Origin of the sequence: Acinetobacter sp. TUM15064, from assembly GCF_008980265.1 — a bacterium.
GTDB lineage: Bacteria > Pseudomonadota > Gammaproteobacteria > Pseudomonadales > Moraxellaceae > Acinetobacter.
On sequence record NZ_BKFU01000092.1, the window covers coordinates 1 to 8,417 of the forward strand.

8 protein-coding genes are annotated in these 8,417 nt (G+C 37.8%); 4 read left to right on the plus strand and 4 right to left on the minus strand.

From position 1 onward, the window contains the following. Positions 1–132: 132 nt before the first annotated feature. Positions 133–1,155, minus strand: a complete 1,023-nt coding sequence (locus GBI16_RS16905; RefSeq protein WP_110974661.1) for an NAD-dependent epimerase — start codon at positions 1,153–1,155, stop codon at positions 133–135. Then, complete coding sequence (locus tag GBI16_RS16910) at positions 1,152–2,321, minus strand: nucleotide sugar dehydrogenase (RefSeq protein ID WP_086210437.1); 1,170 nt, start codon at positions 2,319–2,321, stop codon at positions 1,152–1,154. Before GBI16_RS16910 ends, GBI16_RS16905 begins: the two co-directional genes overlap by 4 nt. 183 nt (positions 2,322–2,504) lie before the next feature. On the opposite strand from GBI16_RS16910, the gene GBI16_RS16915 reads away from it, so the two are divergent. Genes GBI16_RS16915 through GBI16_RS16930 form a run of 4 tightly spaced genes read left to right on the plus strand, consistent with a single transcriptional unit; the run spans position 2,505 to position 6,025 of the window. After that, complete coding sequence (locus GBI16_RS16915) at positions 2,505–3,278, plus strand: glycosyltransferase (protein ID WP_086210436.1); 774 nt, start codon at positions 2,505–2,507, stop codon at positions 3,276–3,278. A gap of 40 nt (positions 3,279–3,318) precedes the next feature. Next, positions 3,319–4,290, plus strand: a complete 972-nt coding sequence (locus GBI16_RS16920; protein ID WP_086210435.1) for a stealth family protein — start codon at positions 3,319–3,321, stop codon at positions 4,288–4,290. A 9-nt stretch (positions 4,291–4,299) separates the two neighbouring features. Next, positions 4,300–5,058: a glycosyltransferase family 25 protein gene (locus GBI16_RS16925; RefSeq protein WP_119064729.1), complete on the plus strand. Its 759-nt coding sequence runs from the start codon at positions 4,300–4,302 to the stop codon at positions 5,056–5,058. A gap of 43 nt (positions 5,059–5,101) precedes the next feature. Further along, complete coding sequence (locus GBI16_RS16930; protein ID WP_151707521.1) at positions 5,102–6,025, plus strand: glycosyltransferase family 32 protein; 924 nt, start codon at positions 5,102–5,104, stop codon at positions 6,023–6,025. Between the two features lie 37 nt (positions 6,026–6,062). Here GBI16_RS16930 and GBI16_RS16935 read toward each other — a convergent pair whose 3' ends face one another. Next, on the minus strand, positions 6,063–6,992 hold the full coding sequence (locus GBI16_RS16935; RefSeq protein ID WP_151707522.1) for a lipopolysaccharide biosynthesis protein: 930 nt from the start codon (positions 6,990–6,992) through the stop codon (positions 6,063–6,065). Positions 6,993–7,061: 69 nt separating this feature from the next. Next, a complete protein-coding gene (locus GBI16_RS16940) occupies positions 7,062–7,964 on the minus strand; it encodes a glycosyl transferase (RefSeq protein ID WP_151707523.1) in 903 nt (300 codons plus the stop codon). Positions 7,965–8,417: the final 453 nt, after the last annotated feature.

Consider the following 8,417-nt stretch of genomic DNA (forward strand, 5'->3'; position numbering starts at 1 on the left):
AATGATTAAAAAGACTTACAATTAAAATTGATTATATATAAGATGGTCGATTTAAATATCATAGAAAATAAAACCCCTAATCATAAAAAATTAGGGGTTTTATTTTGTACAGCTTAATGACCACATTCGCCTTTAAACTTGGTAGAAATTTCGATACCACTGTACAAACTGTTGGACGCCGTCTTCAACTGAAACTGAAGGCTTATAGCCTACACTTTGTTCCAAGGCTGTACTGTCAGCAAAAGTGTCGGGTACATCGCCTGCTTGTAAAGGTAATAAGTCCAAAATGGCTTCTTTATCTAATGCTTTTTCAATTGCATGAATATATTCAATCAATTTAACAGGATTATTATTGCCGATATTAAAGATACGGAAAGGCGCATTGCTGGTCGATGGATCTGGATGGTTGCTATCCCAGTTTGGATTGGCTTGTGCAATTTGATCGCTTGAGCGAATCACACCTTCGACAATATCTGCAATAAACGTAAAATCACGGGTATGGTTACCATGATTGAACACAGGAATTGGCTTGTTTTCAATGATATTTTTAGTGAATTTGAATAAAGCCATGTCTGGGCGACCCCACGGGCCATAGACCGTAAAGAAACGTAAGCCAGTGGTTGGCAGTTGGAATAAATGACTATAACTATGAGCCATTAACTCATTCGCACGTTTGGTGGCAGCGTAAAATTGCACAGGATGGTTGACCCCATGTTTTTCACTAAATGGCATGGTGGTATTGGCACCGTAGACGCTACTTGTGCTGGCATAAGTGAGATGCGGTGTTTTCGCATAACGGCATGCTTCAATAATATTGGTAAAGCCAATAATATTGCTTTCGACATAACTCATTGGGTTTTCAAGTGAGTAGCGCACGCCTGCTTGTGCGGCCAAGTGAATGACGCGATCAAACTGATGCTGTTGAAAGCATTGATCAACTGCTATTTTATCGGCAAGATTGGCTAGAATGAACTCGAATTGTCCTGCATTTTGGGTGGCTGTTTGATTTAATAAATCAACACGTGCTTGTTTGAGCGTAGGATCATAATAATCATTCATGTTGTCAAAGCCGACAACGCTATCACCACGTTCAAGCAACTTTTTAGCAACATGAAAACCAATAAAACCTGCTGCACCTGTGACTAAAACTTTCATTCATCACCTCCAAAAATATCACGAGTATAAATTTTATCTTCAACATCACTTAAGTCCTGAGACTTGCGATTGGCAATGATGACATCACTTTGCTGCTTAAATTGATCTAAATTATTGACTACTTTTGATTTAAAGAATTCTTCTTCATTTAAAGTTGGTTCATAGACAATCACATTAATCCCTTTGGCTTTAATGCGTTTCATAATGCCTTGGATAGCTGAAGCCCTAAAGTTATCTGAGCCACTTTTCATCACTAAACGGTAGATGCCAACAGTGTTTGGGTTTTTGGCAATAATGGAATCTGCAATAAAGTCTTTACGTGTACTGTTGGAATCGACAATCGCTTGAATTAGGTTGCTTGGCACTTGATTGTAATTGGCAAGAAGTTGCTTGGTGTCCTTAGGTAGACAATAGCCACCATAGCCAAAGGATGGGTTATTGTAATGGTTGCCAATACGTTGATCTAAACATACGCCTTCAATAATTTGACGGGTATCCAGACCGAAGGACTGGGCATAGGTATCGAGTTCATTAAAATAAGCGACGCGCATTGCAAGGTAAGTGTTGGCAAATAATTTAATTGCTTCAGCTTCTGTAGAGTCTGTAAATAATACTGGACTATCTTTTTTAATGGCACCTTCAATCAACATGTCTGCAAACAATTGAGCACGTTCTGATTTTTCACCGACAATAATACGTGAAGGATAAAGATTGTCATGTAAAGCCTTACCTTCACGTAAAAACTCTGGAGAAAAAATAATGTTCTCGGTGTTGTATTGTGCTTTTACTTTCTGAGTAAATCCTACGGGCACCGTGGATTTAATAACCATGGTTGCTTGAGGATTAATTCCAACTACATCTTGGATTACGCTTTCGACACTTTGAGTATTGAAATAGTTGGTTTTTGTGTCGTAGTCGGTAGGTGTCGCAATAATGACAAAATCAGCGCCTCGATAAGCCTCATATTTGTCAGTTGTAGCACGAAAATTAAGCGGTTTCTCGCTTAAAAATGTCGATATATCTGCGTCCTGAATCGGAGATATTTTTTTATTCAACATGTCGACTTTTGTGTCGATGATATCCAGTGCAATAACTTCATGATGTTGTGAGAAGATCATGGCATTAGAAAGGCCGACGTAACCGGTGCCTGCAACTGCTATTTTCATATCAACCTGATTCTATATTCTTCATATGGGAGCTTGGATTCAAACCATTTCTGATTTGTAAAAAGCGACTTCGTATCATAGCACAAACTATTTTGAGTATTATGAAGGCTTTGAAAAAGCCATACACTAACTTCTTGTCAGAGATGTTATGATATGAAACAGAATGCTGGTGGATGATAGAACATGCAGGAAAACGTGAACGATGCGCTGTTAAAACAGGCTGATACCCAAGCAGAACAAAATGTTGTGTTGTGCATGAAATGGGGCACCAAATATGGGGCCGAGTACGTCAATCGTTTATATAATATGGTGAAACGTCATACCACGGTTGATTTCAAAATGGTCTGCCTAACAGATCGTTCTGAAGGAATTGACCCTGCAGTTGAATGTTTTCCGATTCCACCATTGGCATTACCACCGGGGAGTCCTGAGCGAGGGTGGAATAAGCTGTCTACATTTGAACCAGATTTGTATGGTTTAAAGGGGAATGCTTTATTTCTAGACTTGGATGTGGTGATTGTTGACAATATTGACAGTTTCTTTACCCACCCAGGGGATTTTCTGATTATTCATGATTGGAAACGCCCGTGGCGTATTACAGGTAATAGCTCGGTTTACCGTTTTAAATTGGGCGCTTTCCCGGGATTAATGCCTTATTTCCGTGAACATTTTGATGAAATTCGTCAGAAGTTTCGTAATGAGCAAGCCTATTTGTCATGGTATGTCGATCAAGAGAAAAAGTTGTCTTACTGGCCAGATAGTTGGTGTAAGAGCTATAAATATCACTGCCTACAAAAGATTCCTTTGGCGTATTTCAAGCCGCCTGTGAAACCTGAAGGCGTTAAAATCATTATTTTCCATGGTGAGATCAATCCACCTGACGCGATTCATGGTGGCGGTGGGAAATGGTATCGCTATGTATTGCCATCGCAGTGGATTAAGGATGCGTGGCAATAATTGCCACTAAGTAGACTCATGTTTTGAAGTGATCAAGCGAATGCAAAATATTGATGTTGTGATTGCCTGGGTAGATGGTAATGACATTGAACTGAAAAAAAAGCGCCATAAATATTTGACGGGTGAAGATGCCTCTGATGCGATCAGTGATACGCGTTTCGCCAGCAATAATGAAATTTATTACAATATTGCTTCAATTTTAAAATATGTTCCTTTTTGTCGTCATATTTATGTTGTAGCGGACAATCAACGTCCTGAATTTATTGATGAGTTTGTCGCGCAGGGCCTATGTGCTAAGGATAAAATTCGGGTGGTTGATCACCGCGAAATTTTCAAAGGTTTTGAACAGCACTTGCCCACATTCAATACACGTTCTATTGAAACGATGCTTTGGAATATTGAGGGGTTGTCGGATTATTTTATCTACCTGAATGATGATTTCTTTTTTAATTCGCCAGCAAAAATTGAAGACTTCTTAAAAGATGATCATTTGGTGGTCTATGGTCACTGGCAAAGTAGCTTTGCGCTTAAAGCCAAGCTGAAATATCGCCAGTTTATGAGTCGTCAATTGGGTCAACCTATACAGCCTAAGCATATGATTGCGCAGATGCTTGGTGCGGATATTTTAGGCTTTAATAAGTTCTTTGAAATTCATCATTATCCTCATATTGTAGATCGTGATGCATTAAAGGACTATTTGCTTGCGCATCCGCAGCGTTTAGAAACACAGATCAAGTTTAAATTTCGAAGTGTAGAACAGCTAAATCCAATTTCACTGATGAACCATATTAAGATTCAAAAACAGCAGGCGGAGTTGAAGCCTGATCTTGAACTGGCGTATCTTAAAAATCAGGATAGTTTGAATAGTTTTATACAGGCGCTTCAAAATCCCGAAATTAAATATGGTTGTATTCAAAGTTTGGATCAGCTGAGTAGCGATGCTGCAAAGCAGATCAGTGATGCAATGCATGAAAAATTAGCAGGCTATTTACCCCATTCCGTTTTGGTTTAAAGGTTCATGATGAAAGTTGTTACTTATTTAATTAATTTGGACGGCAGTCAGGAACGACTTGAGCGAGCAACACAGCAGTTGGATCAAGTCAATTGGCCTTTTGAGCGCTTTTCTGCGGTCGATGGTCGAGGCAAAGCACTCACTGAGTTTACAAACTATGATGATCATGGTGCGAATCAAGCACTGGGTCGTAGTTTGATGAATTCAGAGTTGGGGTGTTATTTGAGTCACTACGGTTGCGCGGAGAAGTTTCTAACGACAGATGCTGATTATTTAGTTGTGCTTGAAGATGATATGAAGATTAATCAAGAGTTTAAAGACAAGCTTGATGGCGTACTTACCTATCTAAATCAGCATAAAGAATTAGATTGGTATTTGATCAATATTGCAGCCAAAAAGAAAAAACTAAGCAAAGATGTTACGAATATTGATGGCATGAGCTTATGGCACGCTTTTTATTTCCCTATTCGCGGTCTCGGTTTAGTTTGGTCACGCAAAGGTGCTGAAGCATTTATACAAGAAGGAAAATCAATGACCATGCCTGTTGATATTTTCTTTCAAACTTGGCTCAGTAAAAATGGGAAAGGTTTAGGAGTATGGCCTGCATTGGTCAAACCAGCGGGTCTGGACAGTGATATTTTGGGGACTGTAGCTGCAGAAGGAATTTCTCGTAAAGAAAAAGAAGGTCGAAGTTTTTCTTATGGGGTTAAAAAGCAAAAACGAATGTGGCGTGACAAATTTTATGCGGTGAAGCATAAGTATTTGTAATTGTCCTAAGGTGTTTTGATACAAGGCTAAATGATCGACTAAAATGAAAATTTTTAAAAAGTTATTTTATATTTTAAAGTTTTATACGCTGCTTAATTTAAAACAACGAAATAAATGTGATGCCATAGATAACTATGCAGATCAGATCGTTTTACAGGCTAAGCCAGAGAATCAAAGCGTTCAATTACCTAAAAAGATATGGATCTATTGGGAAGGGAACATGCCAGCTTTGGTTCGGCATTGTATTGATCATATTCAGAAATTACATCCTGACTATACTGTGAATCTGTTAAATCCAAATAATGTCGCAGATTTTATTAGTTTTGACCTAACCTCACCTATTTTGCAAAAAGCAACATCCCAGCAACGCGCAGATTTAATCCGTTTTGACTTGATTTATCATTATGGTGGGATTTGGTTGGATGCAAGTATTATTGTTTATAAAAAATTAGATTGGATTGAAAAGCTCATCCAGCAAACAGGAACACAAGGCTTTGCCTATTATCGGAAAAAAAATACGACACTGGCTGATTTTCCCGTGATTGAAAATTGGTTACTGGCGAGTGTAGAAAAGAATCCATTTTATCAATTATGGTTTGATGAACTTTTTAAGGCGATTGATCTCGGACCAAAGCAATATATCCAATATATCCAAGCCAACTATGATAATTCTCAAGACTATTTTCAGCGTATTGGTCGGTTAGAGTATCTTGTGGCTTATGTTGCGTGTCAGAAGGTGATGCGAGATTTAGCACCGAGTATGGTATTAATCAATTGTGATAAAAATGCGTTTTTCTATCAAGTTAAAAATAAATGGGTTAAAGAAAAGACCCTCATTGATTTAGCTATTCATGAGTCACCAGATGAGTATCCGAATCTCATAAAACTTGCGGGGAAAGAGCGTCAGATATTGGATAAGCATTTTGTGCGAGGACAATATTTCAAGCACTCACTCTTAGATTTTTAGTCAGCACTGGAAAAAATAACCTTGAATCGGATGCATTTTATTGGGCTTTAAATAAGTCCTTTGCATTTATTTTTGGAAATGCTTCCACAGCGCTATGTTCAGAAAGGTTATATACGGTAATTCCTTGAGCCTTAAAGAACTGTGCTGCTAAGTCGAAGGCTGGTAATGTGAAATCCAATGATCTGTCTAAAAGCGTTGGTTGTTTATTTTCAGCACTCTCATAGAAACGGGGTTGGGTAAAATTATTCATGTCTAACCCAGCTAAGTAAATCTCTTGATAGCGGAGTGAGTGAATAATCTGTAGTGCAACGTAGGCTACAGTAAAATAATCAAAGATCGCGGTATATATTTGAGTTGAAAAACCCAATTGATTGTTGGTATAGAAATAATTTTTTTGCATGTCGACAGCTTTTTTAGGCTGTAAGATTGGTTCAATTTCACCGCGAGTAATAGGCTCTACGACTCTAATGTTACATTGGATATCCTGAAATAAAACTTTTCGTAAAATCAGATCTAAGCAACGTGGTGTAGTGTAAAACGTACAATTGCTATTGAGAACTTTCAACACTAAATCAAAACGGCTCTCAACGAAATTATGGTCAATAATGACATAATGCTTAAACACAACATTAGGCATCGAAATTGCGCCATTTAATCCAACATAATCTATATCGGAGCGGGTAAAAGCTTCGGGAGGGATCTGTTGGACTGATGGCCCAGTTGCAATCATCATGCATAGTTTGTTTTCTGTACAAACAGCTTGTGTATTATCGACGACCAACTTCTGTTTGAAAAAAAGTTTTTGTAAACCATTTTCAGTATCACGTTCAACCTGATAATACGGCCAAAAACGGCGATTATGTTTGTATTGATTTGAATGACTCAGTTTGTAAACGACTTTATAAATATTTCTAAAACACAAGTTTGAAAAAAATAATTGTAAGGTCTGTAGCTTTTTAGGAATCATAAACAAGTCATTCAGGTTGAACATTTTAAAAAATAGGCTAAGTTGTGACTAAAGCAGTCACTTTAAGCTTTAGTCATCTAGTCTAAATTTGTTGCTACTGAGTTTAGACTTTAATTTATTGAGCTTTTGAGTGAACCAAGATTCTTTCTGCCCTGGGCGTGTAATTTTATTGCCGTGATAGTTGGCTTGAGTTGCTTTGGTAAAAGCGCCAAAAGGTTCAATCATATATTGTTCTGGTTTGTATCCAGCAGCTAGCGCTTCGTCATAATATTGATCAAAAAGTGCTATTAAATCTGCCCGAGGGTGAGGCATGATTTCACCATCAAACCAGTGCTTTTGGCCTGTTGCTTCAAGACGAGGTAATGAATACTTATGACTGAACTGCGTGCCCATATCTGAGTAATGTAGAATTTTGATCTGTTCAATCGACATCCCTTCGCCATCAATATTATTGTAAGAATCTTGATAAGGTTGTACGAGATTTGGTTTTTCTTTTAGAAGGCGCATTAAATTCTTATGTGCATCTGGATTGGCTTGAATGTCTTTCAATGCAGGAAGATATTGTTTGGCTTTTTCGCAATCCCATACACAAGTACATAGACGTGCTGAGCTTTTGCCGCCCTTAGCGATAACAATGGCATCATCCTGCATTGGATGAGACCAAAGTTCTGCAATATCACAAAGTACAATGACGTCGGCATCCATGTAAATTGCGCGACCTTCGAAGTTACACGATTCAGGAATGGCCCAACGGAAACCAGAAAAAGGAGTAGCCCATTTTTCAGTACGCCATCCCTCACCAGTCTCCTGATTGGTGTACCAAGGACTGTTTGTGTCATGACTCAGTTGCATCCAAGTAATATTCACTGGATGCGAAGTGTGCTTACGAAGACTATATTCAAGAACCATCATTTGTTCTAAGTCACAATTATTGGGATCACAACCTACAAATACTTGAATTGTTTGAGTCATCTTACACACCGTTTTATATAATTAGATTTTAATACAAAGTCATCGCTATAACTATAATAGGATTATAAGTGCTAAAAGCTAGTTCTGCGTAGTAGTTTTTTGCAAATAGTGTCTTGCTGAATGCGGTGCCGCTAGAGATATATGATGTGATTGGTCGCTTTAAATTGATGAGTTTGGTGGGTTCAACTAATATATTGGATATGAGTTAGAGATCTTCCTTAGATTGAGTTTGGTCATCATTGTATTTTATGATTTTGGCGGAATATTTTGAGTGAGAATAGAAGTACTTTCTCTGTAATTTTTGCATTTATACGTTAAATTTTAAGTATAAGTGTTCGATGATTTATAGATTTAAGTATTTGTAATTAAATATAAAATAGCCTTGAGTGTTTTTCAGGTTTTACAGGATCGGTAATGTTAACAGTTTTTGGTTTCCATACGAACGATAAGTTA